Source organism: Mesobacillus maritimus (assembly GCF_019749255.1).
In the GTDB taxonomy this organism is placed as follows: Bacteria; Bacillota; Bacilli; order Bacillales; family Cytobacillaceae; genus Mesobacillus_B; species Mesobacillus_B maritimus_A.
Genome location: NZ_JACWFH010000018.1, coordinates 15,004 through 40,726 on the forward strand (window position 1 = coordinate 15,004; position 25,723 = coordinate 40,726).

Below are 25,723 nucleotides of genomic sequence, written 5' to 3' on the forward strand. Positions count from 1 at the left end.
AGCTTCGTTTCGGTGCTATGAATGCTTCATAAGACACTTTCGTCAGAAATCCAGCTTCATTTCGGCGCTATGAATGCTTCATAAGACACTTCCGACGGAAATCCAGCTTCGTTTCGGCGCTATGAAAAACTTCATGAAGCGCTAAAGAATGTATCTAGACTGAAAAACGGAATCATCTGTTTCCGCCCACATAAGTCACAAATATGTTCCAGCATACAAAAAAAACACTCTCCCCAAAGGGAAAGTGTTTTTTAGTAAACATCAATTACTGTTGTCCAAATTGTCCAGCATTTTGAGATTTTCTTGATTCAGCTTGCTGGTTTTGGCGTCTTACTTCTTGTGCATCTGTTTGGCTTTCAAGTCCAAATTCAGTTGAGAATTGACCTTGGCCAGATTTTGCAGTTGGTTGGCTAGCCCCACGAGAAGCACGAGCATTTTGCTCACGTACTTGCTGAGCGTTTGTTTCGCTAGCGAACTCTGTACCAAATTGACCTGCACCTGCACCTGCACCTTGAGAAGCTTGAGCATTTTGTTGTCTTACTTGTTGAATGTTAGTACCTGATTGAGTTTGGTTTGGTCTGTTTGCCATCATTATCACCTCCACGACTATTAATTTAACCAACGCGGGGAGGTGATATCCTAGAAAAAAATAATTTATTTTAGAATAATTTTACGAAAAATGGGTCCCTACACAAGTAACGATATTCCACCATCAACAATAATGGTTTGACCGCGAATCATATCCGACCCATCACCTAAAAGAAACATAACCGCATTGACGAGATCATCAGTTTCCACCATTCTACCTGCAGGCGTTTTAGCCCTTGCATCTGCCAACATTTCTTCCCTATTAGGAAAATGTGCTAGGGCGTCTGTGTCGACAGCTCCCCCAGAAACAGCATTTACCACAATATTTTTAGGTGAAAACTCGACAGCAAGGTAGCGGGTTAAAGCTTCTAATGCCGCTTTAGAAACTCCGACAGCTGTGTAATTTTCTAAATACCGGATGGATCCTAATGAACTGATGCTTACGATTTTCCCCTTGCCTGTACTCTCCATTAATTTTGCAGCCTGCTGGGCGCAGAATAAAAGAGCTTTACTGTTAATATTCATCGTCCAATCCCAATGTTTTTCTTCTAGTTCCATGGCAGGTCTTTGAACCCCGGAAGCGGCATTATTAACAAAGATATCCAGTCTGCCAAATTCTTCGTTAATCTGGTCAAACATCGCTTTAATTTTCTCAACATCCCCTACATTTGCCTTTACAACTAATACTTTTCTTCCTAATGCCTCAATTTCTGCTGCTGTTTCAATTGCAGCATTTTTGCTACGAGCATAATTGATTACAATGTCATAACCTTCTTTTGCGAGCCTAAGGGCAATTGCTTTCCCAATTCCACGACTACTCCCTGTTACAAGCGCGACTTTATTTGTCATCATACCAATTTCCCTTCTTCTTTAATTTGGTTTTATTTTAGCGGTTGCAGGTATATAAGACAATATTAGAACTCAAACTACCTGTAGATAAGGCTCTTTTCTCAAATTAAGTTAAACTGTGACGGAATGAGCTACGTTTCTCAGTAAGCCTTGCTTTTATAGAAAAAAAACATGCAGACTTAATTATAAAGTTCTTCGTAACCATAAACGTGAGGATTTAACACTACTTTTACGAAAACACTTTAGTAATAGCCTAGAAAGGAAGAGGTTTATGTATGTTGGCAGAGATATGACTGAGTTGACCATGATGCCTAAAACGGATTGGAAGGATAGTGAACTCGCTTTTTTCCATCATTCGATGCAACAGGTTGTGCCATACTTAAACGTTGAAGGACAGTCCCTTCACAGACAGATTATTGAAGAAATAGAGCGACGTGGCGGGATGAAACGAAATGAAGCAGATTATACTCACGGCACAAGAGTTAGCTACGATTAGACGCTTGCGGTAAACACAAAAAAAAGAGGGGATACCCCCTCTTTTTTATTGTTCACTCACTTTTCAAGATCAATAAATTGCTTGATAATTTTTTGATGTGAGACTGGGAACGCAAACTCTTTTAAATCTTCTGCTTTAACGAGCTTCAAAGCTGGCCCCTCTTGGATATCCCCCTGCAATTCCCCTGAAAAGACATGAATATTCCAGATTAGGTGTGAAAATACATGTTCAATCCTTCCAACCATGTCACCTAGCGATAAATCAACTTGATACTCTTCCTTGAAATATTCCTTGAATTGTTCCTTTTCACTTCTATATTCAATACTCACTTCAGCACTTGGGAATTCCCACATGTTCGCAAGCAATCCTGACTCAGGACGCTTACGGATCAAAATTCGATTCTGCTCATCCTTTAATACCGCTGTAACCAATTCAACTGGGCGTTGCTTTTTCTTTTTTGTTTTTACAGGTAATTCATTCTGGACCCCTGCATCAAAGGCTTGGCAATGATCTCTAACGGGGCATAATAGGCATGATGGGGATGTTGGGGTGCAGATAAGCGCTCCAAGTTCCATTAAAGCTTGATTAAAATAGGAAGGATTTTCATGTGAAATTAAGCCTCTAACAGCTGTTTCAAATGTTTTCCGCGTTGATGGTTTAGCGATATCTTCCCAAATCAACAAGATTCTTGAAAGAACACGCATTACATTTCCATCCACAGCAGGCTCAGGCTTCCCGTAAGCAATACTCAAGATGGCACCTGCTGTATAGGGTCCTACCCCTTTAAGTGTTGCAATTTCCTTTGGGTCATCAGGTACCTGACCTTCGTATTTTTCATGCACTTCCTTTACGGCACTTTGTAAATTTCGAACTCTTGAATAGTACCCTAAACCTTCCCATGCCTTTAAAACTTGATCCTCATCAGCATTCGCTAATACTTCTATCGATGGAAATTTTTCTAAAAACCTAGTAAAATAAGGTATAACCGTATCCACTCTTGTCTGTTGGAGCATGATTTCTGAAACCCAAACTTTATAGGGGTCTTGATCTTTCCGCCAAGGCAAATCACGCATCTCCATTTCAAACCATTCAATTAAATCTTTTTGAAAGGATTCTATATCCATTTCCTCTAATATTTTCAAACTGTTGTTCGTCAATTTTAGGCCTCCACATGTTAAACATTCAAACTTTTTGGGAATATACTAATAACTGGACGTGCTGAAGTAAATTTTTTTAACCTTATTAACGTAAACTATAAATTGCAACGTTACAAGGGAATAAATCTTTTAATAAATTCCTGAAAAGGAGGGTTTTTCCTTGGACACAGGAACACATATTGTAATGGGGGTCGCAATCGGGGGTATCGCTACTCTTGACCCTGTAGTGACCGAAAGTTCTGTTACTGCAACCAGCGTCATTATTGCCACTATCGTCGGTTCCCAAATTCCAGATATCGATACAGTACTAAAATTAAAAAGCAATGCGGTTTATATAAGAAATCATCGTGGGATTACCCATTCCATTCCTGCAGTCATCCTTTGGCCCATGCTAATTGTAGGGACCGTTTATTTATTTCAACCCGAAGTAAACCTAACTCACTTATGGATGTGGACTCAACTAGCTGTTTTTCTTCATGTATTTGTCGACATTTTCAATGCCTATGGTACCCAAGCATTGAGACCTTTTTCAAGCAAATGGCTTGCTCTGGGTATCATCAATACATTCGACCCATTTATTTTCATTCTCCACGTAGCTGCCATTATCTTATGGGTATTCGGGGCTTCACCAGGGTACTTGTTTCTCGGAATGTACGCTGTGATAGTGGCCTACTATATTCATCGCTTTGTTTTAAAGCGGAAATTATTAAAAATTGTCAACAAAATGATCCCTGACGCAACTGAGGTAATCATTGCACCGACGATGCGGAACAGCGAATGGCGAATAGCGGTCATGAATGACCATCAATTTTTCGTTGGAAGAGCCAAAGGGTTAACCGTAACCATATTAGACCAATTTAATCGAATTCCTGTTCCAGAAACAGCGGTTTTAACTGCCGCAATGGAAGATCATAATCTTGCTGCATTTTTATCGTTTTCGCCTGTATACCGTTGGGAAATGGATGAATATGACGACCATTTTGAAGTTCGATTTATTGACCTAAGGTATCGTAGCAACGGTCATTATCCCTTCGTTGCGGTTGTCAAACTTGATAAAAACCACGAGATCCTGAGCTCTTATACTGGCTGGATTTATAGTGAAGAAAAACTCCAGAAAAAACTTGAAGTAATCCCAAATTAAATCAGCAAGCGAATGTGCACTGTTCCTTGACTAATGGTCTGGCGCTTTCATATGACCTTTGCCCTCGATAAATGTTTTTACGTGCAGTAGAGAAGCTACACCCGTTTATTGGTAAGTAATTCAATGAATACCCTTTGTGTTTTAACATAAAAAAGCGATGCTACCATAGCATCGCTTTTTTTATTTAATGTAGGTCTTTCTCTTGCTCTAAAAAGTGCTTGTATTTGGGGTTTCTTGCTACAAAATCATGTAGCTTGTCACCATAATGTTGAATCCATTGGGTAACCACTTTTTCAGTCATTTCATTCCCTAAATACTCTCTTCCAGCCTTTGCTGAAGTCGTTTCGAAGTCATCCCACAAAAGTTCCACCCATGTTAGCGCCTTTTGATAGCTAATATTGTGGTTTTTTTCTACTAATAAGTTCGCGAGTCTTTCATGATATTCATTCATTTGAAAAATCCTCCTTGCAAATTTATCCGCGGTTAAAGACACCAGAATCGATAGATACTATGAAAGCGTGTTGCTAAACGGCACGTAGAAACCCTCAAGGAGGCCGTTATGCGAAATAAAGCAAAGAATTTCCCTAATATGAATCACAATCGTTTCGAAGGAGAGCCTCGTGCGAAAGCAGAATATGCTTCAAGAAGAGCCGACGGCACGATAAATACCCATCCACAAGAAAGAATGCGTGCTTCTTCAAATAGAGATAGCGATACTCCAGATTTCTAAATTCTTTTATCGGGTAAAATCAGGTTATTCCTGATTTTGCCTGTTTTTCCCTAGAAGGCTAATAGGAAGCGCTTCTTCGTTTTCTGGACTATTCATTCGATGCCCCCAAGCGAAAACACCATTCATATAATTTATTTTAAAATAACTACCAGGATCGCCCTCAACCTCATAGACATCTCCTGCTTTGAAATCATCGGGATTTAATAAGTAGGCCTTAGCCATTGCCATCTTACGCTCGAGCACGGCATATTCATTAACCATCCCTAGTTGTTCTGCCTTTCTTGCTTTCTCAGTAAGGCTGGCAATTTCTTGGTTTAATTCATGTTCAGTATATTGGCTATATCGTTTTTCCGGCATCATGTTTCACTCCCTATCTTTGTCCTATCATAGCGAAATTGACTTAATAAATAAAGGAAAAGCTAAGCTATTCAAAGGAGTCCTCTTCACCATCAGATACCTCTTCCAGATATCGGTCGATAAGTTCGATAGAAAATCCTTTATTATATAGAGCTTGTTTAATTTTTTGCTTATATTCAAAACCAGTCCATTTTGAATATTTCCGTTGGAGCTTCTCTCCTTGATATCGAAGAGCATCTAGCTCATCCTCTACTACTTTTTCTGCAACGCTTTCCTCTGTCGCCAGCTGAATAACCCTGAATGGATATCCTTTACGTATCAGAAATTGTTCTAGTTTTTGCTTTAGAATCCGAGATGAATCTTTCTTATTTTTGACAACAAATTTACTTGCAAGCAGTTCCGCTTTTTCTACTTGTCTCTCAAAAGGATATTCCAACATCGCTTCTTCCATTATCTTGCCGGTGATTCCCTTTTCCTTGAGACCTATTTTGACCACCTCTGGTCCTTTATCCGTTGTATTCATTTGTGTCCGAACAAATGCCTTTGAAAATTCAACATCATCCAAGAACTTATATTTATATAGTTTATTTACCGCTTCCTGAATCGTTGGTTCCGGTATCTCTTTTTTGGTTAAGTACTCTCTAACCTCTCCTTCAGATCTCATTCGGTGAGATAAATAGTGAAGGGCCAAATTATAAGCTTTACGGATGTCGTCTTGATAAAGGATCTCTGTTACCGCTAGGTCGTCAAGTTCCATTCCTTTTTTCAATTGGTATTTAATAAGTACGTCTTCATCTACGCTAAACGCATATTCTTCTCCCTTACCACTATCCGCGAAAATACTATAACGATTTTTATTCTTTTTTTGAACACTAATCTTTGTAATGACTGGCATTGTATCCACCTCTTCAATTAATTTACCATAAGATGAAAGGATTTTGGGGACAAGAGGCGTACTGAATGAGTAGGAATTAATTTCAAAAGGGACGTGGAGAAATGAAGATTGCAATTGCAGGCGGTACCGGTCTCATCGGCAAAGCTCTTACTGATTATTTACATAAAAGTGGCCATGAAGTCATCATTCTTACTAGACAAAAGCCAGCATCCCCAACTAGTAAGGATGCACGTTACATCTCATGGCTTAACAAAGACAGCTCCGCAATAGTCGAAGAACTCACAGGTGTGGATGCTTTTATCAACCTTGCCGGTTCTACCATCAATACCAGGTGGACAGACAAAGGGAAAGAGCAAATCGTTGAAAGTCGCATTCATATGGTAGAAATACTATACAGTATCATCGGTGACCTCCCTGTGAAACCAAAGGTATTTATAAACGCAAGTGCAGTTGGCTTTTATGGTACTTCTGAGAAACAAATCTTTACTGAAAGCTCTAGGATTGCTGGTCCCGATTTTTTAGCACAAACAGTTGTTCAATGGGAATCCGCAGCAAAGAAGATTGAATCAATGGGGATTAGGACCGTTTATTGTCGCTTTGGTGTGGTGTTAGATTCACATGGAGGTGCCCTCCCTCGGATGGTGTTACCCTATCACTTATTCATTGGTGGGACGATTGGAAATGGCCATCAATGGCTGTCGTGGATTCATATACAGGACGTTGTAAGAGGGATATTATTTGTTATTGAACATGCTGACGTAAGAGGTCCTGTTAATTTTACCGCACCTGAACCAGTGCAAATGCAGGAGTTCGGCAAAACCTTAGCCACTGTATTAAATAAACCACATTGGTTCCCAGTACCTAGTTTTGCATTAAAAATACTACTTGGAGAAATGAGCTTATTGGTTTTAGAGGGACAAAAAGTGTTACCTAAAGCATTACTCGATCATGGTTTTTCCTTTCATTATCCACACCTCCGCCTTGCACTTGAAGAAATTTTTTAATGATGTTTCCTGATACAAACCCAGAGATAATTCTAGCTAAAGATTGACTAGTTATCACTGGATAACTTAGTTTTTCACATATGCGAAGTTTTTGCTGATCCAAAATGAGCATCTAGCAAAAGCAACAAAGTTCATAAAAAGAGCTCTTTAGAAAAATGAATTCTTGTTTAATCCTTCCAATAATGGAAATACTGTTAAACGAAAACCATAGGAAGGGTGATAAGGATGGCAGATAAAAAGCGAAAAGAAAAACGAAGACATACTTTATCAAGCATGCAAGAAGTAACTTATAGTCATGAATTTAGAGCTGCTGATCGAGCAGCAGGTTTTGCTAATAAGAAAAGAGACCAATAAACTCTTTACATGTTCGTTTTTACTAGCTCAATGCACAAGAAGTTAAACTTATATTACCACTTATACCCCATGGCTTAATGCAAATGATAAGAGCACGGAAATGTTTACGTTTCCGTGCTCTTTATTTTTTATATTGAAAGGGGTTTTCAAAAATGGGACGTTCACGTGGGCAAAAAAGTAGAGATAAAAACACAGCAAAGTTACCTCAAGTGCCTCAGAATATGAAATCAGACGGAATAGATGTTGAGTTCGACCGTGAACTTGCTGACCACGAAGATCTTGAAGCAATGGCCCGTTCAAAAGCTGCTGACGCTCGAGTCAAAGGAAAAAAGCATTAAAGATGAACAAACCAAAAGCAGGATCGACAGATCCTGCTTTTTGGTAAGGGGGATAGGTTTTTTTAATATGGGAAAGGGTGGAAGTTTGTGATTTTTTTCACTAACTTTCCTAAAATAAATATAAGGTATTTCCACTTCATTGACAATGGTTTTCACAAATTGTTCATAGTATTTTTTACTTATTACCCGTTTTATCCACAAGCTTGTGGATATTGTGAATAACAATATGTAAATACCCTTAGGTCAAAAGACTGATCTGTGGATATTTTTATGTGGATAACCACATCTACCTCTGTGGACAATGTGAATAAGTCTGTGGAGTAATGAATAAATTAGGTTTTTGACTGTGTATAACTTGTTGAATAAGTTTTTGCTAAAGAAAACAACCCGATACGTATTAGCTTTATGGTTTGAATTAGGACGTAACACGTACGTTATCCACAACCGCCCCCTTCATAAATTACATTTTTGCAATTAGAAAAAGCGAACTACCAATGCAGTTCGCTTTTAGATATAGTAACTTGCAACTTCACAAGATGTATATGTGACACTTTTATAATAAACCGCCGCGGTACATTATATTCCACTTGATGATCTTTAACCTAAACGACGTAAGCCCTACCTCTCTTACATCCTTACGGCTCCGAAGCCGATCCAGTGTGAATAAGTTTTACAACAAAAAATTTATAAGCAGAATGCCATAAGTTTATTGACATATTTTTTCCAATAAGTGAAGCTGAACTTTTATTATATAATTTTAAAACTCAATTGTCAACAACTTGTTTCTGTTTCTGTCTTTCCTCGCTGAAACGACGTCCTTGAAGCAAATAATAAATGACAACACCAATTAGGATATAAACTGAGCTGAACATATATAACGTTCCTAAACTAACTTTTGCAGCAGCTAAACCAACGATAAATGACCCTAATCCAATGCCGATATCATAGATCGATAAGAAGGTCGCCGTGGCTACTGGTCTGCGTTTAGGGTGCGCCACCGTAATGGCAATTGTTTGGTAGCTAGGAAACAATGTTCCCCACCCTAATCCTGCAAACGCTGCAGCAACTAAGAATAAAAATGCGGAATCTGCAACCCCTAAAATAAACATCCCTATCGCAAACAAGATAATAGATGGGTAAACGATCGCATTGGCACCGTATAGATCATACCATTTGCCCGAATAAGGTCTAGAAATGAGCAAGACAACCGCATACACGACAAAGAAGTAGCTCGCAACATGACCAACTCCAATTTCAACTGCATAAATCGATACGAATGAAAGAATGGAGGAATACACGATGGCAAAAAAGGCTCCTGTAACGGCAATTGGAATTGCATTAAGTTCAAAAAGCTCTTTAAAGCTAAATGACCCTTTTACCTGAACTTCTTTTTGGGTTTTGGGTTGTTTTTTCGGAATGCTGATAAATAAACCAGCCATTAACCCAATGAATGCAGAGATGACACCCATTAAGAGCATGGTCGAAACTCCCCACTGTTGCATGGCGGTTAAGCCTAGAAACGGTCCCGCAACCATCGCAAGGTTTGAGGATAAAACAAAGTACCCCATTCCTTCTCCTCTTCGCGAATCGGGTATAATCGCCGCAACAATAGAACCTGTTGCGGTTGTTGCCATTCCGAAACCAATTCCGTGGATAAATCTTGTTACCATCAACGCCCCTATGGAATCAACACTAAAATAAATGACAGTAACTCCTGAAAAAATTAGTAAGGACGCTAGGAGTATCATTCTTGCGCCAATTTTTTCTATCCAGCGTCCTGCTATTGGACGAATGATAATTGCCGATAATAAGAAGACAGTAGTCACAAGCCCTGCTTCTGATTCTTTCCCTTCCAATTCATTTAGAACGTAAACCGGCATGGTCACAAGTAAAAAATAGAACGTCATAAATAAAAAGAAATTACTAACTGATACACTTATAAAATTTCTCGTCCAAAGTTTTGGTTGCTGACTTTGCATGGAGTATTTATCTCCCCTTCAAAAAAATTATTGTTCTTTCTGCTTGATAGTTCTAAGCCATTCAGTGATTAAATTTTGTAATTCTTCTTGAGAATTGTCAGGGAACGAAGTTAATAACGCTTGATTGGCCTTATTAACCGCCAATTCCCAATTCGGGAATTCTTTTAACGCCTTTGTGGATAAGTGAATGTATTTTTTTCGTTTGTCCTGTCCCGTCTGCTGTTCAATATACTCCTGCTTTAGAAGTCGTTGAATCGTCCTAGTCATCGGTGGAGCCTCTACAGCTAGATAATGACAAAGTTCTTTTTGGGTCAACGTTCCTTTTTCCTTCAAGACATATAACACAGCCCATTGAGCACTATATAAACCAAAAGGTTCAAGTGCCTCGTTCACTTGCTTTGATAACTCTCTTGAGAGCTGATGAATACCGTGAAATAAAGTATGAGTGTTATTTAACATACAACCACCTTAGATAACTGTTTTTTGCAACATGTTACACTATAACATAAAAATAGTTACTTAGGTAACTATTTTCGTTTGATTAATGGATTGAGTCTCCTCTCCCTCCTATTGTTGACCTAACTCCTTCTTACTTAGGGTGCTATCGACTCCTTTGGTGACCTAACTTCTTCCGCACCTTCTTACTTAGGGCACCTATCGACTCCTTTGGTGACCCCCACACCTTCTTACTTAGGGTGCCTATCGACTCCTTTGGTGACCTAACTTCTCCCGCTCCTTCTTACTTAGGGTGCCTATCGACTCCTTTGGTGACCTAACCTATCCCGCTCCTTCTTACTTAGGGTGCCTATCGAATCCTTTGGTGACCTAACTTCTCCCGCACCTTCCTACTTAGGGTGCCTATCGACTCCTTTGGTGACCCCCACACCTTCCTACTTAGGGTGCCTATCGACTCCTTTGGTGACCTAACTTCTCCCGCACCTTCTTACTTAGGGCACCTATCGACTCCTTTGGTGACCTAACTTCTCCCGCACCTTCCTACTTAGGGTGCCTATCGACTCCTTTAGGGTCAAAAGAGTTCTGCCTAAATAAAAAAACTGCCAGGTTTCCCTGACAGTTTCTTAGCACTTATACAGACTTTTTTAGCTGAAATTCACCTAACACTTCAAAGAAGCTCGCCTGATGATTTCGTTTTCGGAGCGTTGTAATTGTTGGTTCATCCGCCTTTAGATAAATATGATGATCCGTCTCAGTCACAACTGAAACAGGTACACTCGTTAACTGTGCTTCGCCTGGATGAATCATTAACCAGTTTTGGTTCCCTTCTTCATCAGCGTCCTCAACCAGTCCCACCCCTTCTTTTAGAGAGAACTGTGTCAAACTATGATGATTTGCTCGAACAACATGAATTAAATCCTCTATTACCGCACTCGCAGTTGGAAGCATACCAGCACCAGGTCCCTGCAAAGTTAGTCGCCCTACAATATCGCCTTCAATTGAGACAGAATTTTCCACACCTTCAATATTGAAAAGGGGATGTGACTCTGTAACCAGCGTAGGCCGAACAGACCCAACAATTTCACCAGCTACTATTTGAATAGAGGCGATCAACTTAAAGCGTAACCCTAACTTCTCAGCTCCCTTAATTTGTTCCTCCGTAATCGTTGTAATCCCTTCACGCGGCACATTTGCCCACTCAGGTTTGCCTCCGAAGGCTATTTCACTTAAAATCATTAATTTATAAAATGCATCGTAGCCTTCAACATCGTTGGTTGGGTCTGCCTCAGCATACCCTTTTTCCTGCGCTGCCTGAAGAGCCTCCGAAAAGGATAAATGATTCGTTCTCATTTCACTTAGAATGTAATTGGAAGTCCCATTTAAGATGCCTTCAATTTTCTTAATTCGATTAATATTTAGGAGCTGCTGTAGGGTTTGGATAACAGGTACTCCCCCAGCAACGGTAGCCTCAAAGCCAACCCCTACACCCCTTTTCATAGCAAGGTCTTGCAACTTACTTCCATGTACAGCAAACATCTCTTTATTAGCCGTGATAATATGACATCCTTTTTGAATCGCCTTTTGCAAGTATGTAAGAGCAGGTTCTTGGCCCACAATCGCTTCAACTACAACATCAAGTTTCTCCAACTTAAGGATTTCCTCATAATCGTCCGTAACCAGCACTCTGTTATCGATGCCACGGTTTTTATATTTATTTTTATTTTTTATCAAAATTGCTGCAACTTCTACCCTTTTTCCAAGAGCCTTTGAAAGTTTATCTTGATGAGAGTAAATGGTTTTATAAACCCCTTCACCTACTGTACCAAACCCCAAAATAGCTACTCTAATTGAAGACATCTATGTCACATCCCTTTCATTCGATTCACGAGGAATATAAAGTGCCCTCTAGCAAAAGTGCTCTAGTTGCAGGGACCTTTTCCATATGGATTATAAAAAAACAGGACCCTCTTCATAAGAAGAGGATCCTGCTCCTCCCCTTATCTTTCAGGCAGAAATCTGCCTGCAGGAATTAGCACCTTTTCAAGGAATCTCCTTGAAGGTTGCCGGGCTTCAACGGGCCATGTCCCTCCGCCACTCTCGATAAGAGTTATATATATTCGTATTATTTGATAATTCAATTAAAACTGATTGTATTATAGAATAATCCCAGTGTCAAATTCTTTTATTGTGCTTTAACATGATCTTTCCTAAGCTGATTTTGATAAAGGCTGTGATAGAATCCACGTTTCTTAAGTAATTCATCATGTGAACCCTTTTCAATAATTTGGCCGCTATCGACGACAAGAATTTGGTCCGCCTGTTGGATTGTGTTTAAGCGATGGGCAATAATGAAGGAAGTTCGTCCTTTCATAAGCAGCCTTAGCGCCTCCTGAATTTTAATTTCAGTGATTGTATCGATGCTACTCGTTGCTTCATCCAAGATTAAAATCGATGGATCCGCAAGAATCGCCCGTGCAATTGACAATAACTGTTTTTGTCCTTGTGAAATCCCAGAACCATCCTGGCTAAGTTCCGTATCAAACCCTTTAGGCATCCTTTTAATAAAAGAATAGGCATTCGCCATATTCGCTGCTTTCTCCACTTCTTCATCAGTGGCATCGAGACGACCATAACGAATATTTTCACGAATTGTCCCCTGGAATAAAAACGATTCCTGTAGAACAAACGCCATATGATTTCTTAGGCTTTCTCTTTGGATGTTCATACTATCTTGGTCGTCAAAAAGAATCTTACCGCTAGCCGGTTCGTAAAACCTCGTAATCAAATTAATGATGGTCGACTTCCCTGCACCGGTTGGCCCGACAAGGGCAACACTTTCTCCAGGTCTAGCTAAGAAGGATAATCCACGTACAGTATATCCATCCTTCTCATAGGCAAAAGTAACGTCACGAAACTCCACCTTTCCTTCAAGCGTAGAAATGGCCTTTGACTGTTTTTCATCAGAGGTTTCTTCTACTTCATCAATAATGTCAAATACTCGGTCTGCACCCGCAACAGCAGAAAGCAAGGTGTTGAACTGATTGGAGAGGTCGTTCAGTGGCCGTGTGAATTGTCTAGCATATTCAGTAAAAATGACTATGGTCCCAATTGTAACCATCCCTCTTAGAGCGAAATAGCCACCAACTGCTGCGACAAGGGTAAAGCTCAAATTATTGAGCATATTCATAAGCTTCGGGATAAACCCTGCATAAACCTGTGCCCAATATCCAGCTTTTTTGACATTTTCACTTTTAATAAGAAACTCTGATATAACCTTTTCCTCTTGGGAAAAGGCTTTAATAATCCTTTGCCCTGAGATGCTTTCCTCGATAAAACCATTAAGCTCACCTAAATGTTTTTGCTGCTCTTTATATAACCGCCCTGTACGGTTCGTAATCCACTTCATTCCGAGGAACATTAACGGGACAATGGTCATCGTCACCAGTGTTAACAAAGGACTAAGCCACAGCATCACAGCGAGTGTCCCAACAAGGGTGAGAACACTAGAAAAGATTTGAATGACCGAGCTGTTTAAGGTTGTACTGACATTTTCAATGTCATTGGTGACTCTACTCATCAGCTCGCCAGATTGTCGCTTATCAAAAAAGCGAATCGGGAGTTTATGGAGCTTTGAGAACAGCTCAGTTCTCATAGAGAAAACAGTTTCTTGGGCAATCCCAATCATCCAGTAATTTTGCAACCAAAGTGAAAGTGAATGCAGGAGATAAACAAGTGCGAGCCCAACTAAAATGATGCCTAAACCATTGGCATCTCGAGTAGATAGATGGGTATCAATTGTTCTTCCAATAATGAAGGGGCCTAATAACCCTAGACCAGAACTCAACAAAACCATAAACAGAACAGCATTCAAAAGTCTTTTGTGTACGGCAAGGTAGCTCCAGATTCTTTTTATCGTTTTCGTAGCACTTCCCCTATCGACCTCAGTCGATGCTTCTTTCTGCTGTTTCACATTTACTCACCTCTCAACTATCAGATCACTTTTTCAGCTTGATTCTGCCATACCTAATTGAGACTGATAGATATTTTGATAAAGTTTGGAGTATCCTAGTAAATCGTTATGATTCCCTGCTGCAATGATTTCCCCATCCTCAAGAAGGAGAATGGTATCGGCTTCTTTTGCCGTACTAATCTTCTGGGTAATAATCAAAGTTGTACAGTTATAAGGCTTTATCGCGTCAAGTAACTTTGCTTCTGTTTTTAAATCTAAGGCACTGGTGCTGTCATCTAGAAGCAGAATCCGCGGCCTTTTTATCAGTGCTCGAGCAATGGATAACCGCTGCTTCTGACCACCAGACAAATTCACTCCCTTTTGTCCGAGCATGGTTTCATATTTATGAGGAAGTGACTCTACCGTTTCTAGAATTTGAGCATCCTCAACCGCCTTCATCATCTCTTCGTGGCTAGCATCTTCTTTTCCCCAAGCAAGGTTTTCTTTTATTGTCCCGGTAAAAAGTAATGCCTCCTGGGGCACATAGCCAATTTGTTTGCGCAGATGGTCAAACTCAAGAGTACTAATGTCAACACCGTCAATTTCTACCTTTCCTTTTGTAGGATCATACAGCCTTGGAATGAGTTGAAATAAAGAAGACTTCCCAGAACCGGTAGCTCCTAGCAATGCAACCGTCTCCCCTGGGCTCGCACAAAAGTTGATATCCTTTAAGACGTCAGTTTCGGTATCAGGATAGCGAAAGGATACATGTTTAAACTCAATTTTTCCCCCAGCAAGATTAGCTGCTTCTAATTTATTGTGACCTTCTTGTAAATCAGATTCTGTTACAAGTACTTCCTCAATTCTGCTAGTAGAGGCGATAGCTCGAGAAAACACCATGATAATCCAAGAAAACATTGAAAACGCCTGGGTAATCCGTGCTGTATAGTTCACTACTGCCACCACTTCACCGACAGTCACGTTTCCATTATGTATATCTATATTTCCAAACCAAAGGACGGCAATGACGGTCATATTCATAAAAAACAATAGAACTGGGATGGCTATCTCTGTCACCCTTAGCGCAAAGGCTGTTCGTTCCCTTAAGTCTTGATTGGATTGTTTAAACCTTTTTGATTCATACTTTCCTCGCGAAAAGGCACGGATAAGTCTTATCCCAGTAAGGTTTTCGCGCATGACCATATTTACTTTGTCCAATTTTTCCTGAACGATTTTAAACAATCTTGTCGATTTCTTCATAATCCATATCAGAAAAAATACTAATGGAGGAATCACTAATATAAACCCGAGCGCAAGCTTCACATTTACGGTTAGAGCAATAATGATCCCCCCAATAACGAGTAAAGGCGCACGCAGGGCAATCCGTAAACTCATAAACAATGTCATTTGAAGTTGATTGACATCATTGGTGATTCTGGTAATCAAAGAGGAAGTAGGGTATTGATTGAAGTTTGAAAACGAAAAGGCCTGTACTTTTTCATAGAGGTTCTTCCGGATATCAAAGCCGAAATTCTGGCTTGCATACGCTGCAAAAAATGAATTGGCAATCCCTGCACCCAAAGCCAATAACGAGACTCCAAGCATGATCGCACCTATTCTCAGAACCGTTTGAAGGTCATTCTGTGCAATTCCATCATCGATAATTTGTGCCATTAATAGTGGTTGCCAAAGCTCTACCCCAAGCTCAACAAGCATGAGGAAAATAGCGATTAGCATAGGAATGCGGTATGGTTTTAATAAAGATAGCACTTTCATCGTGAACCCCCAGCATAACATCAGATAGATGAATTAATTATTTCGTTTAACGAAAGGAATGGTATAAAGTGTATTATACTATTTTTCCGCAAAAAAATTATCACTTTTGCGAAAAGGAAGAAAACAATTAGACAAAGGCAGTTTTCATAAAGATTGTTGTTAAAATCTTAAAGCCGATTTTAACGCAAGTTAAGCTCGTTCGTACTCTATAGAAAGTGAGCACGCTCTTTTCTCATTATTAAAAGGCTAATTTGTTGTAAACAAAGTTAAATCCAACCTATTCTGTATCCTGGAGCGACAAAGTTTGAGAAAAGAGCCTAGACAAAAAAACAATCTGCCTGTTAACAGACAGATTGCGCTTTGATTGTATGAACAAGGTCACTGGCAATTGCAGACCAGAGTTGCTTGTTTTTCGTGAGGTTTTGTTGAAAACTTGGTATCGCTTTTTTAAAGGCCTCTTCAAATTCGGGTGTGCCTTTTGGTGGCAATGATCCGAATAATTCATCCGCTAACCTTTGGGCTTCTGGTGCACGCGGCCCCCACTTCACAACCTCGTTTCCATCTTTATCAATGAGAACAATGATTGGGATGGAGCGTGATGTACCATTAGTGAGATACTTGTCCATTAAGTCTAAATTCTCGTCACGAATAAAGTATCTTGACTCAATTAATGCTTCATTTGCAATCCTCATAAAGATTGGTAGGTTTACCATGGCATCGCCACACCAATCCGCTGTTAAAATCAATGCTCGTAGTCCCGCTGCTTGAAGTTCTTGAAGGGAAGCTTTGAAAGTATCCTCTAATTGAAATTCATTATAGACACCAAGCATTTCTTCTTTATTTCTTTGCATGCTTGCAATGTATTCATTTTGTGACATTCCTTGCAAATACCATTCATTTAGTGTTTTCAATTTTACATCTTCTCCATTCTAAAAATGAAGAGGTACCCCTGGAGGCACCTCCGTTTCGTTATCTCACTGCTAAGGACTGTTTGATTTCTTCTATTTGTTCCAGGTGACGTTTCTCATGATTGGCAATAAACTCAAGTGTTTGTTTCACACTTAACTTTCCTAAAACCGGATGTGATAGAGGCTTTTCTGCAAGTATATCAGGATTTGTTTTCGCTAACAAAGCATTGACCTTTTCCCGTGAATGCTTCAACCTCGAAATTAACTCCTCTTTCGTTTTAAATTCCGAAGATGGCTCAATTGGGGACTTTGCCTTATGGGAACGGTCCGCCACGGCGGAAAGGTTCTTCTCCCTCACTTCCTCACTTGGACCTTGTAGAGCGGCATCCATTAAGGAAAGAAAATAGGATTCAATTTGTTGCAAATGATGTAATACCTGAGCAATACTCCAACTCTCTGTATCAAGTGACCGATTTAATTCATCATCGGATAAACCATTAATACTTGCTAACACTTCATCTCTTGTTTCATTTAATAGCTTTAATACCATTCCCATTCACCTCACGTTTTTTTTTAAACAAGCATAGCTACATTTATGAATTTTTAATTAGATGATCTTTTAACTGGTCACGAAGGGCACGTTTTAAAAACTTTCCGACTGATGTTTTTGGAATCTCATCCATAAAAATAACGTCATCCGGTAGCCACCATTTTGCAAACTGTGGTGCAATAAAGTCCAGTATTTCCTGCTTCTCCACTTTGTCCTTATAAGGTGCTTTTAACACGACACAAGCAAGTGGCCGTTCTTGCCATTGTGGATGAGGAACAGAGATCACACTAGCTTCAAACACCGCTTCATGGGCCATCAAGGCATTTTCAAGGTCAACGGATGAAATCCATTCTCCACCGCTTTTAATTAAATCCTTCGTCCGGTCAACCAGCTTGATAACCCCTTCTTCATCAACAGTTGCAACATCACCGGTGTAAAGCCAGCCATCACGGAAAGCATCTTTCGTACGCTCATCACGGTAGTATTCATCCGCAATCCATGGACCACGGATCAATAATTCACCCATTTCTTGACCATTCCATTCTACTTCGCCATCTGCACTAATGACTTTCATCTCTAGTCCTGGTACGAGTAGCCCTTGTTTCGAACGGATATCAAGTTTTTCCTCAATATCAAGATTTTCCTGATAGCTTTTTAGCCTAGAAACCGTGACGAGTGGTGCTGTTTCTGTCATTCCATACGCATGAAGGAACGGAATCTTGTATTTCGTTTCAAATGTTTTAATCATTCCACGTGGTGCTGCTGACCCACCACAAACAACCGCTCGTAAAGATGAAGTATCGTAGTTTCCATTTTCGAGCTCGTTCAGTACACCTAACCAAATCGTTGGAACTCCTGCTGTCAAGGTAACCTTTTCCTGCTCAATCAATTCCGTTAACAATTTAGGAGTGAACTGTGGTCCCGGCATAACCTGAGTAGACCCGAACCAAGCTGCAGCAAACGGGAGACCCCAAGCATTTACATGGAACATAGGGACAACAGCCAAACAAATATCACTTTCCGAAAGCCCAATCGTGTCTGCTAACCCCATTGTATAACTATGGAGGACAATCCCTCGGTGAGAGTAGATGACGCCCTTTGGGTTTCCAGTCGTTGCAGATGTGTAGCACATCCCAGCAGGAGCATTTTCATCAATATCTTTCACGAATTCAAAACTTGGGTCTCCGGCTTTTACTAATTCCTCGTAGGAATATACAGGTGAAAGAGTTGTTTCTGGTAATTCGTCTTTATCTGTCATGATGATATAGGCTTTTACCGATTTAAACTTTTCGTTCACCCTTTCAATTAAAGGCAATAAATCTTCATCGATTAGTAGAACTTTATCTTCGGCATTATTGATAATATAAGAGATATGTTCAGGTGATAAGCGAATATTAATGGTATGCAATACGGCCCCCATCCCCGGTGCTGCAAAATAGGCCTCTAAATGGCGATGATGATTCCAAGCAAATGTACCAACTTTATCTCCTTGCTGTATTCCTAGCTTTTCTAGTGCGCTAGCAAGTCTGCGGGTTCGTTCTCCAATTTCCTTATAGGTAAAACGATGAATCCCTGAAAGTGTTCTTGAAACAACCATCTTTTTTGGAAAAAATTTCTCCGCTCTCTCCAAAAGTGATCCTACCGTTAATGGTACATTCATCATTGGCATCCATACTCCTCTCGAATTAAAGACTATTAATCTTTGATCACCACTTGGTTATGCTCACCTATTGCTGGGGGTACTGCTGTCGAATCTCCTTCTAAATCACTATGCATTTTTACCTGTCTTCCTCCTATCGGGGAATCATAAATAATTCCACGCTCACGGAAGTAAGGATATTCAGCTATTTCCCCTGCCTCTAAAACTGGGGCTAAACAGCAATCGACCCGTTGGCCAAACTCTATCCATTCTGCTAGAGTTTTACTTTTAAATAATTCCTGTAGTTCTTGATATACCGGGTTTTGTGGAATGGTTTTTGAAAAATGAGCCTCCACCCAATCTTCACGCCCAATAGCATGGCAAAAGTGTTGCCAAAACTTCGGCTCTAGCGCTCCCATGCTTACGTACCTTCCATCATTCGTTTCGTATAAGCCGTAGGAAACAATTGTGCCATTTAAAACAGCCACCCCTTGGGAATAACCTGTTCTCTGCTCAATCAAAACATGATTGGTCATAAATGACGCCATCGTATCTGTTAGTGAAAGGCAATGATAGCTCCCTTTCCCCGTTTTTGACCGTGAAACGAGCCCAGCAAGGATTCGTTCAGAGGCAGCCATCCCTCCTATAAAATCGGCAAACGTATTAGTTGGGTGAATCGGTCGACCTTTTCGGTCCTTCAGTTGAGCAAGGACGCCACTTAACGCCATATAATTCAAATCATGGCTCCCCAACTCTGCCATTGGCTCATCCATTCCATACCCTGTTATCGAAACATAGACGACCCTTGGGTTAATCTTTTTTACCTCTTCATAACCTAACCCAAATTTCTCCATTACTTTAGGTCGAAAACTTTCAATCACGGCATCAGCATTCACAATGAGCTGTTTAGCAGCTTTTCTGCCTTGTTCCGTTTTTAAATCAAGTGAAATGCTTTTCTTCCCACGATTTTGAGCTAGAAAAACTGGCCCGATTTCTTCATTTGAAGAAACTCCTGTACTTCTAGCAGGATCTCCTGTTGGGGGCTCAATTTTTATAATTTCCGCCCCCATTTCAGCCAATCTCAAGGTTGCATAAGGTCCAGGAAGATAGTTTGTAAAGTCTATGACTCTAATTCCTTCTAACATGCTTTTCCCTCTCAATCATATGCCGGTTAACTATAAAGCTTTCTTTTTTTATATAAATCTACCGCTTATCAAACCTCATTTATGTGGTTCTTAACTAGGTTGATTTTCAGAATATAATTCTTCTATTTGTTTCCGTAGCATGAACTTCTGTATTTTCCCACTCGCATTCCTTGGTAATTCGTCTACGAAAATGTATTTACGAGGCCGTTTATAGTTCGCTAACTTTTCACTATTTTTACACAATTCCTCAAGTGCGTCCTCTGTCAGAGTTGGGTCTTTCCTTACGACGAATGCCGTAACGAGTTCACCCCAACGTTCATCTGGTTGACCAATAATTGCAACATCTAGGACACCGTTATGTTCGTAGAGGATGTCCTCGACTTCACGAGGGTAAATATTCTCTCCTCCTGAGATAATCATATCGTCGACACGGTCTTTTACCCATAAATAGCCTTCGTCATCTAGATAGCCAATATCCCCTGAATGGTACCACCCTTTGTATAATGCATGTTCAGTTGCTTCCGGACGATTATAATAGCCGGTCATCATGCAAGGTCCTTGAACAATGATTTCACCATTTTCACCAGGTGGCATTCGATCATCAGGATCTGAAGGACCATCTTCACATGGTCTGACTACGCGAACCTCATGGTTTAAACAAGCCTGACCTGCCGAACCTGCTTTTGTTAATTGGTCATCCTCTGATAAGAAGGAAATAGCAGGTCCCATTTCGGTCATCCCATAAGCTTGAACGAGTGCGACGCCGAGCTGTTCTTGACAAGCTCGGACAAGGGCTGGCGCCATTGGGGCAGCTCCATATAACCCTAATGTAAGGCTATCAATCTTGTATTTACTCAAATCTTCCTGCAGAAGCATATTCCACATTGTAGGAGCGGCGAATAGCTTTGTGATTTTTTCTGATTCAACTAACTCTAGTACTTTCTGTGCTTGAAATTGATGTAGGATAACATTTTTCGCCCCTACGTGAACACGTGGGAGGTATGCGCAGTGGAGCTCAGCGCAATGAAACATTGGGGCGGTGACAAGTCCAATATCATGAGGATGTAACTTGGTGGCATTAATGACAATTAAGCTTTGTTCGGCCATATCACGATGGAGATGCATGACGCCCTTTGGTCGCCCAGTTGTTCCGCTCGTGTACATGATGGCATATAGGTCATTTTCAGAAACCTCAGCATTTACTGCAGTGCTCTCGGAAGTTTTGACCTTATGATGATAACTAGCTGCATAAGCTGGAGGGTCCTCATCAATAAACCAAAAGGCACTCTTTGGGAACCGTTTCTCAATCGCTGCAATCGTAGACTCAAGGGCTTTTTCAAAAATAACTACCTTCGGTTTCGCGTCTTCCAGAATATAAGCAACCTCCTCCGCCATTAAGCGGAAATTAATCGGGTTGAACACCGCACCAATTTTTGCACAAGCGAAAAAGGTGGTTGCAAGTTCTTCTGTATTAAATAAGTAGGTTGAAACAAGATCGCCTTTTTTGACTCCTTCATGTAAAAGTGCGTTTGCTAGTCGATTTACTTCAACGTTCCACTCACTGTAAGTCATCCGCAGATTTTTTCGCACATCATAGACTGCTTCTTTTTGCGGATACTTTTGAACAGTTAAATCAAAGATTTTGCCAATAGTTGTGGTCATTTGCATCCCCCTTTATATAAAAATCACTTTAACTAGAATCAGTAGGTTATCCCCGAATTCGTTCAATGATGGTTGCATTTGCCATTCCATGCCCTTCACACATGGTCTGTAATCCGTAGCGACCTCCAGCTCTTTCAAGTTCATGCATCATCGTGATCATTAATCTGGCTCCACTTGCTCCAAGAGGATGACCTAAAGCGATGGCTCCACCGTTCGGGTTTAGCTTTTCCGGATCTGCGCCAATTTCTTTCAGCCATGCCATAGGTACAGAAGCAAAGGCTTCATTCACTTCAAACACATCAATATCATCAACTGTAAGACCGGCTTTTTGGAGAACCTTTTGCGTCGCCGGAATTGGACCTGTAAGCATCATCGTTGGATCTGATCCAACTACAACTCGAGTATGAACCCGGAAACGAGGTTTCAATCCTAACTCTTCTGCCTTTTCCTTCGACATAAGAAGGAGTGCAGCCGCTCCATCACTTATTTGGCTCGAATTTCCGGCGTGGATGACACCATCCTCTTTAAACACAGTTTTTAATCCTGCCAACACCTCTATACTAGTTCCTTCACGAGGTCCTGAGTCCTCCCTAATGTAAACGGTCTCTCCATTCTCAAGCGTCACTTCTAATGGCATGATTTCTCGGTCAAAGTATCCTTCTGCTTGTGCTTTTAAAGCACGTCGATGACTTTCTGTCGAAAATTCATCCAACTCTTTTCTAGTAAAACCGTAGGCTTCAGCAATTCGCTCTGCCGATAATCCCTGATGGATCATTTCATATTTTTCACGTAGCAGTGGACTAAAAGGCTTGGCGTCACCATAGTTTGAACCCATTGGTACTCTCGACATGCTTTCAACTCCGCCTGCAATGACAACATCCATATCCCCAGCCAAAATGGCTTGTGCTGCAAAATGGACTGCCTGTTGACTTGAACCGCACTGGCGGTCAATCGTCGTACCAGGCACTTCGATTGGGAAGCCTGCAGTTAGTGCTGCAACTCTAGCAATATCTCCTGCCTGTTCACCTACTTGTGATACACAACCTAAAATGACATCCTCCACAATTCCAGGCTCAATACCAGCTCGCTTAACAAGCTCCTGAAGCACCTCAGCAGCAAGTACATCAGGACGAATATCCTTTAAAACCCCATTCCGTCTTCCAACAGGTGTTCGTACTGCTTCTACAATCACAACATCTCTCATCTTTCATCCTCCTTTTTTAAAAACAGTAGATTACTTTCTATAACCCTAGTTTTTTAGCAATAATCGTTTTCATAATTTCATTTGTCCCTGCATAAATACTTGCGACTTGGATATCTCGGAATCTTCTCGCAATCTCGTATTCTTCCATATATCCGTATCCACCGTGAAGTTGCATACATTCGGTCGCAATCTTTTTTGCGATATCCGTTAACTTCCATTTCGCCATTGATACTTTTGTGACGACATTTTTGCCTTCGATATGCTCAGCGATTAACTGATCTAAGAAAGCTCTCCCCATTTCGATATCCGTTGCCATTTCGGCAAATTTAAATTGCGTATTTTGGAATTTACCTATTGGCTTTCCAAATGCCTCTCTTTCTTTTACATATTCTAGTGTTTGGGTATACATGACTTCAGCCGCAACCTGTGCCGCAATCGCAACAACCAATCTTTCTTGTTGAAGTTTATCCATAAGGTAAAGGAACCCTTTTCCCTCTTCCCCTATCAGATTTTCCTTTGGCACACGACAATCTTCGAAAATTAACTCGGCGGTATCTTGACAGTGGAGACCTACCTTGTTTAATTTTCTCCCTCTTGTAAACCCTGGTGTATCTCGCTCAACAACGAGGAGACTGACTCCCTTATGCTTCGGCTCCGCCTTTGGGTCCGTTTTACAAGCAACAACAATTAAATCTGATTGAATCCCGTTTGTGATAAACGTCTTTTGCCCATTCAGGATATAATGGTCTCCATCTAGAATAGCTGTCGTTTTAATATTGGCTAAGTCCGAGCCGGTTCCAGGCTCTGTCATGGCAATTGCTGTGATGAGTTCACCTGTTGTACAACGTGGCAACCAGCGTTGCTTTTGCTCTTTTGTCCCGAAAGAATTGATGTATGGCACGACAATATCATTATGTAGCCCAAGACCAACAAGTCCAGAACCGACTCGTTCAAGTTCTTCATTAATGACAACCGCATAGCCCCAATCAACATTGCTACCGCCATATTCTTCATCGAGATCTGGACATAAAAATCCTTGTTCACCCATTTTGGTCCAAAACGACCTTGGAATCATTCTTTCCTCTTCCCATTTTTCATAGTATGGGTAAGCTTCTTTTTCTAAAAACTTTCGAAACGATTTACGGAAAATCTCATGTTCCTCGTTTAAATATGGATGTTTCATTTCTTTGCCCCCTCAACATGCAATCGCTTTCATTATAAGTGTAACTGAGCACACACAGTATTTTAAACTATAAACCTATTATATTGATGGCGAACCTAAGTAAGATCAAACAGTTTAGGTCCATTGCCTTTATTTTAACTGAAGATTAAAAATATTTTTAGTGGTTTATGAAATATTTTTACTTCTTTTACAAGTTGGACACGTTCAGGCATTTAGAAAGGTTCACTTCATATGGCCGATGAAGCCGGAATCCAGCAAGAATTCTGAAAGAAAACTGCTTCATATGGCCGATGAAAACCGTATCCAGCTAGAATTCTGAAAGAAAACCGCTTCATAATGCTGATGGGCCAATAATCAAAGAAAGTTCTATTCTATTTTACCAGTCGCGATCTTCAACAACCATTCAGGCATTTTTAGCTGCTCCCCCTATTTCGGCTGCATACGGATGGCTCCATCTAAACGGATGGTTTCGCCGTTTAGCATTGGATTCTCGATGATGCTTGAAACAAGGTGTGCGTATTCCTCGGGCAGACCAAGGCGTGATGGGAAGGGAATCATTTTACCTAAAGCGTTTCTTGCGTCTTCTGGGAGAGTATCAAACATTGGTGTATGGAATAGTCCTGGAGCAATGGTCATGACACGAATCCCATGGGTAGCAAGCTCTCGGGCAATCGGCAATGTCATCCCGACAATTCCTCCTTTTGAGGCACTATAAGCAGCTTGACCGATTTGGCCCTCAAAAGCAGCAACAGAGGCAGTATTGATTATTACTCCCTTTTCCCCACTCTCATTTGCTTCATTCTTCGCGATTACCTCTGAAGCAAGACGAATCACATTGAAAGTGCCGATAAGATTAATCGAGATTACTTTAGAGAATACTCCAAGGTCATGGACCCCTTTTTTCCCTAAAACCTTACTAGCTACGCCAATTCCTGCACAATTTACAACAGTGTTAATCCTACCAAAAGCATTTGTTGCTGTTTCAATTGCCAAGCTCACCTCGGTCTCACTCGTTACATCTGTTTTAATAAAAAGAACGTTCCCACCAAGTTCTTCTGAAAGTGCTTTTCCTCGTTCCTCCGATAAGTCCAAGATAGCGGCATGCCCACCATTTTGAATGATTCTCTTCACAGTTGCCTCTCCTAGTCCTGAAGCTCCACCAGTCACAATGGCCTTTACTGCTTCCAATTCCATGTCGTTACCCCCTTCAACAATTTGTCCTTCTATCTCCATCCTATCGGATACCATTATGCCTGGCAATATTAATGATAGAAAATTCAAATAACTTTTCCAACAAGCAACTCTAGTTTTTTTTTTGCAAATAAAAGAGAAGCATGTTTCTGCTTCTCTTTACTTCTTTACT

24 protein-coding genes, 1 pseudogene and 1 riboswitch are annotated in these 25,723 nt (G+C 40.6%); of the genes and pseudogenes, 6 read left to right on the top strand and 19 right to left on the bottom strand.

Annotation, left to right across the window (positions count from 1 at the left end):
• Positions 1–265: 265 nt before the first annotated feature.
• A pseudogene (locus H0185_RS14550) lies at positions 266–562 on the bottom strand (gamma-type small acid-soluble spore protein); the annotation flags it as partial.
• Positions 563–687: 125 nt separating this feature from the next.
• Entirely contained in the window at positions 688–1,437 is a 750-nt protein-coding gene (fabL, locus tag H0185_RS14555; RefSeq protein ID WP_221874267.1) for an enoyl-[acyl-carrier-protein] reductase FabL, read from the bottom strand.
• A 271-nt stretch (positions 1,438–1,708) separates the two neighbouring features.
• Here fabL and H0185_RS14560 point away from each other — a divergent pair, with 271 nt between their 5' ends.
• Entirely contained in the window at positions 1,709–1,933 is a 225-nt protein-coding gene (locus H0185_RS14560) for a hypothetical protein (protein WP_221874240.1), read from the top strand.
• Between the two features lie 56 nt (positions 1,934–1,989).
• Here H0185_RS14560 and mutY read toward each other — a convergent pair whose 3' ends face one another.
• Positions 1,990–3,090 carry an A/G-specific adenine glycosylase gene (mutY, locus tag H0185_RS14565; protein WP_246629214.1) on the bottom strand — a complete coding sequence of 367 codons (1,101 nt, stop codon included), beginning with the start codon at positions 3,088–3,090 and terminating at the stop codon, positions 1,990–1,992.
• Positions 3,091–3,250: 160 nt separating this feature from the next.
• Here mutY and H0185_RS14570 point away from each other — a divergent pair, with 160 nt between their 5' ends.
• Positions 3,251–4,231, top strand: a complete 981-nt coding sequence (locus H0185_RS14570) for a metal-dependent hydrolase (RefSeq protein WP_221874241.1) — start codon at positions 3,251–3,253, stop codon at positions 4,229–4,231.
• 184 nt (positions 4,232–4,415) lie between these two features.
• On the opposite strand, the gene H0185_RS14575 is transcribed toward H0185_RS14570, so the two are convergent.
• A complete protein-coding gene (locus tag H0185_RS14575) occupies positions 4,416–4,682 on the bottom strand; it encodes a YfhJ family protein (protein WP_221874242.1) in 267 nt (88 codons plus the stop codon).
• A 108-nt stretch (positions 4,683–4,790) separates the two neighbouring features.
• Here H0185_RS14575 and H0185_RS14580 point away from each other — a divergent pair, with 108 nt between their 5' ends.
• Positions 4,791–4,961 carry a small, acid-soluble spore protein K gene (locus H0185_RS14580; protein WP_221874243.1) on the top strand — a complete coding sequence of 57 codons (171 nt, stop codon included), beginning with the start codon at positions 4,791–4,793 and terminating at the stop codon, positions 4,959–4,961.
• 24 nt (positions 4,962–4,985) lie between these two features.
• On the opposite strand, the gene H0185_RS14585 is transcribed toward H0185_RS14580, so the two are convergent.
• Positions 4,986–5,318 carry a YfhH family protein gene (locus tag H0185_RS14585; RefSeq protein WP_221874269.1) on the bottom strand — a complete coding sequence of 111 codons (333 nt, stop codon included), beginning with the start codon at positions 5,316–5,318 and terminating at the stop codon, positions 4,986–4,988.
• A gap of 67 nt (positions 5,319–5,385) precedes the next feature.
• Entirely contained in the window at positions 5,386–6,213 is an 828-nt protein-coding gene (gene recX / locus H0185_RS14590) for a recombination regulator RecX (protein ID WP_221874244.1), read from the bottom strand.
• Positions 6,214–6,314: 101 nt separating this feature from the next.
• On the opposite strand from recX, the gene H0185_RS14595 reads away from it, so the two are divergent.
• The 3 genes from H0185_RS14595 (at position 6,315) to H0185_RS14605 (ending at position 7,909) form a co-directional block, all read left to right on the top strand.
• The gene (locus H0185_RS14595) at positions 6,315–7,217 is read left to right on the top strand and encodes a TIGR01777 family oxidoreductase (RefSeq protein ID WP_221874245.1); all 903 of its coding nucleotides are present in this window, start codon (positions 6,315–6,317) and stop codon (positions 7,215–7,217) included.
• 225 nt (positions 7,218–7,442) lie between these two features.
• The gene (locus tag H0185_RS14600; RefSeq protein ID WP_221874246.1) at positions 7,443–7,571 is read left to right on the top strand and encodes a YfhE family protein; all 129 of its coding nucleotides are present in this window, start codon (positions 7,443–7,445) and stop codon (positions 7,569–7,571) included.
• 152 nt (positions 7,572–7,723) lie between these two features.
• A complete protein-coding gene (locus tag H0185_RS14605) occupies positions 7,724–7,909 on the top strand; it encodes a YfhD family protein (RefSeq protein ID WP_221874247.1) in 186 nt (61 codons plus the stop codon).
• Positions 7,910–8,673: 764 nt separating this feature from the next.
• On the opposite strand, the gene H0185_RS14610 is transcribed toward H0185_RS14605, so the two are convergent.
• The 13 genes from H0185_RS14610 to H0185_RS14670 all read right to left on the bottom strand — a co-directional run bounded on the left by H0185_RS14610 (position 8,674) and on the right by H0185_RS14670 (position 25,554).
• A complete protein-coding gene (locus H0185_RS14610) occupies positions 8,674–9,888 on the bottom strand; it encodes an MFS transporter (RefSeq protein ID WP_221874248.1) in 1,215 nt (404 codons plus the stop codon).
• Between the two features lie 27 nt (positions 9,889–9,915).
• On the bottom strand, positions 9,916–10,347 hold the full coding sequence (locus tag H0185_RS14615) for a MarR family winged helix-turn-helix transcriptional regulator (RefSeq protein ID WP_221874249.1): 432 nt from the start codon (positions 10,345–10,347) through the stop codon (positions 9,916–9,918).
• Between the two features lie 627 nt (positions 10,348–10,974).
• Entirely contained in the window at positions 10,975–12,201 is a 1,227-nt protein-coding gene (locus H0185_RS14620) for a homoserine dehydrogenase (protein ID WP_221874250.1), read from the bottom strand.
• A 137-nt stretch (positions 12,202–12,338) separates the two neighbouring features.
• A riboswitch (SAM riboswitch) is annotated at positions 12,339–12,451 on the bottom strand.
• A 75-nt stretch (positions 12,452–12,526) separates the two neighbouring features.
• On the bottom strand, positions 12,527–14,314 hold the full coding sequence (locus tag H0185_RS14625; protein ID WP_343223154.1) for an ABC transporter ATP-binding protein: 1,788 nt from the start codon (positions 14,312–14,314) through the stop codon (positions 12,527–12,529).
• 33 nt (positions 14,315–14,347) lie between these two features.
• Complete coding sequence (locus tag H0185_RS14630; RefSeq protein WP_221874251.1) at positions 14,348–16,069, bottom strand: ABC transporter ATP-binding protein; 1,722 nt, start codon at positions 16,067–16,069, stop codon at positions 14,348–14,350.
• A 341-nt stretch (positions 16,070–16,410) separates the two neighbouring features.
• Positions 16,411–16,980, bottom strand: a complete 570-nt coding sequence (locus H0185_RS14635; RefSeq protein WP_425515831.1) for a thioredoxin family protein — start codon at positions 16,978–16,980, stop codon at positions 16,411–16,413.
• A gap of 58 nt (positions 16,981–17,038) precedes the next feature.
• Complete coding sequence (locus H0185_RS14640; RefSeq protein ID WP_221874252.1) at positions 17,039–17,527, bottom strand: DinB family protein; 489 nt, start codon at positions 17,525–17,527, stop codon at positions 17,039–17,041.
• Positions 17,528–17,570: 43 nt separating this feature from the next.
• Positions 17,571–19,190 carry a long-chain fatty acid--CoA ligase gene (locus H0185_RS14645; protein ID WP_221874253.1) on the bottom strand — a complete coding sequence of 540 codons (1,620 nt, stop codon included), beginning with the start codon at positions 19,188–19,190 and terminating at the stop codon, positions 17,571–17,573.
• Between the two features lie 32 nt (positions 19,191–19,222).
• Positions 19,223–20,311: a CaiB/BaiF CoA transferase family protein gene (locus H0185_RS14650; protein ID WP_221874254.1), complete on the bottom strand. Its 1,089-nt coding sequence runs from the start codon at positions 20,309–20,311 to the stop codon at positions 19,223–19,225.
• Positions 20,312–20,401: 90 nt separating this feature from the next.
• The gene (locus H0185_RS14655) at positions 20,402–21,973 is read right to left on the bottom strand and encodes a fatty acid--CoA ligase (RefSeq protein ID WP_221874255.1); all 1,572 of its coding nucleotides are present in this window, start codon (positions 21,971–21,973) and stop codon (positions 20,402–20,404) included.
• Between the two features lie 46 nt (positions 21,974–22,019).
• A complete protein-coding gene (locus H0185_RS14660) occupies positions 22,020–23,177 on the bottom strand; it encodes a thiolase family protein (protein ID WP_221874256.1) in 1,158 nt (385 codons plus the stop codon).
• Positions 23,178–23,214: 37 nt separating this feature from the next.
• Positions 23,215–24,360 carry an acyl-CoA dehydrogenase family protein gene (locus tag H0185_RS14665; RefSeq protein ID WP_221874257.1) on the bottom strand — a complete coding sequence of 382 codons (1,146 nt, stop codon included), beginning with the start codon at positions 24,358–24,360 and terminating at the stop codon, positions 23,215–23,217.
• Positions 24,361–24,786: 426 nt separating this feature from the next.
• Positions 24,787–25,554 carry a 3-hydroxyacyl-CoA dehydrogenase gene (locus H0185_RS14670; RefSeq protein WP_221874258.1) on the bottom strand — a complete coding sequence of 256 codons (768 nt, stop codon included), beginning with the start codon at positions 25,552–25,554 and terminating at the stop codon, positions 24,787–24,789.
• Positions 25,555–25,723 lie beyond the last annotated feature (169 nt).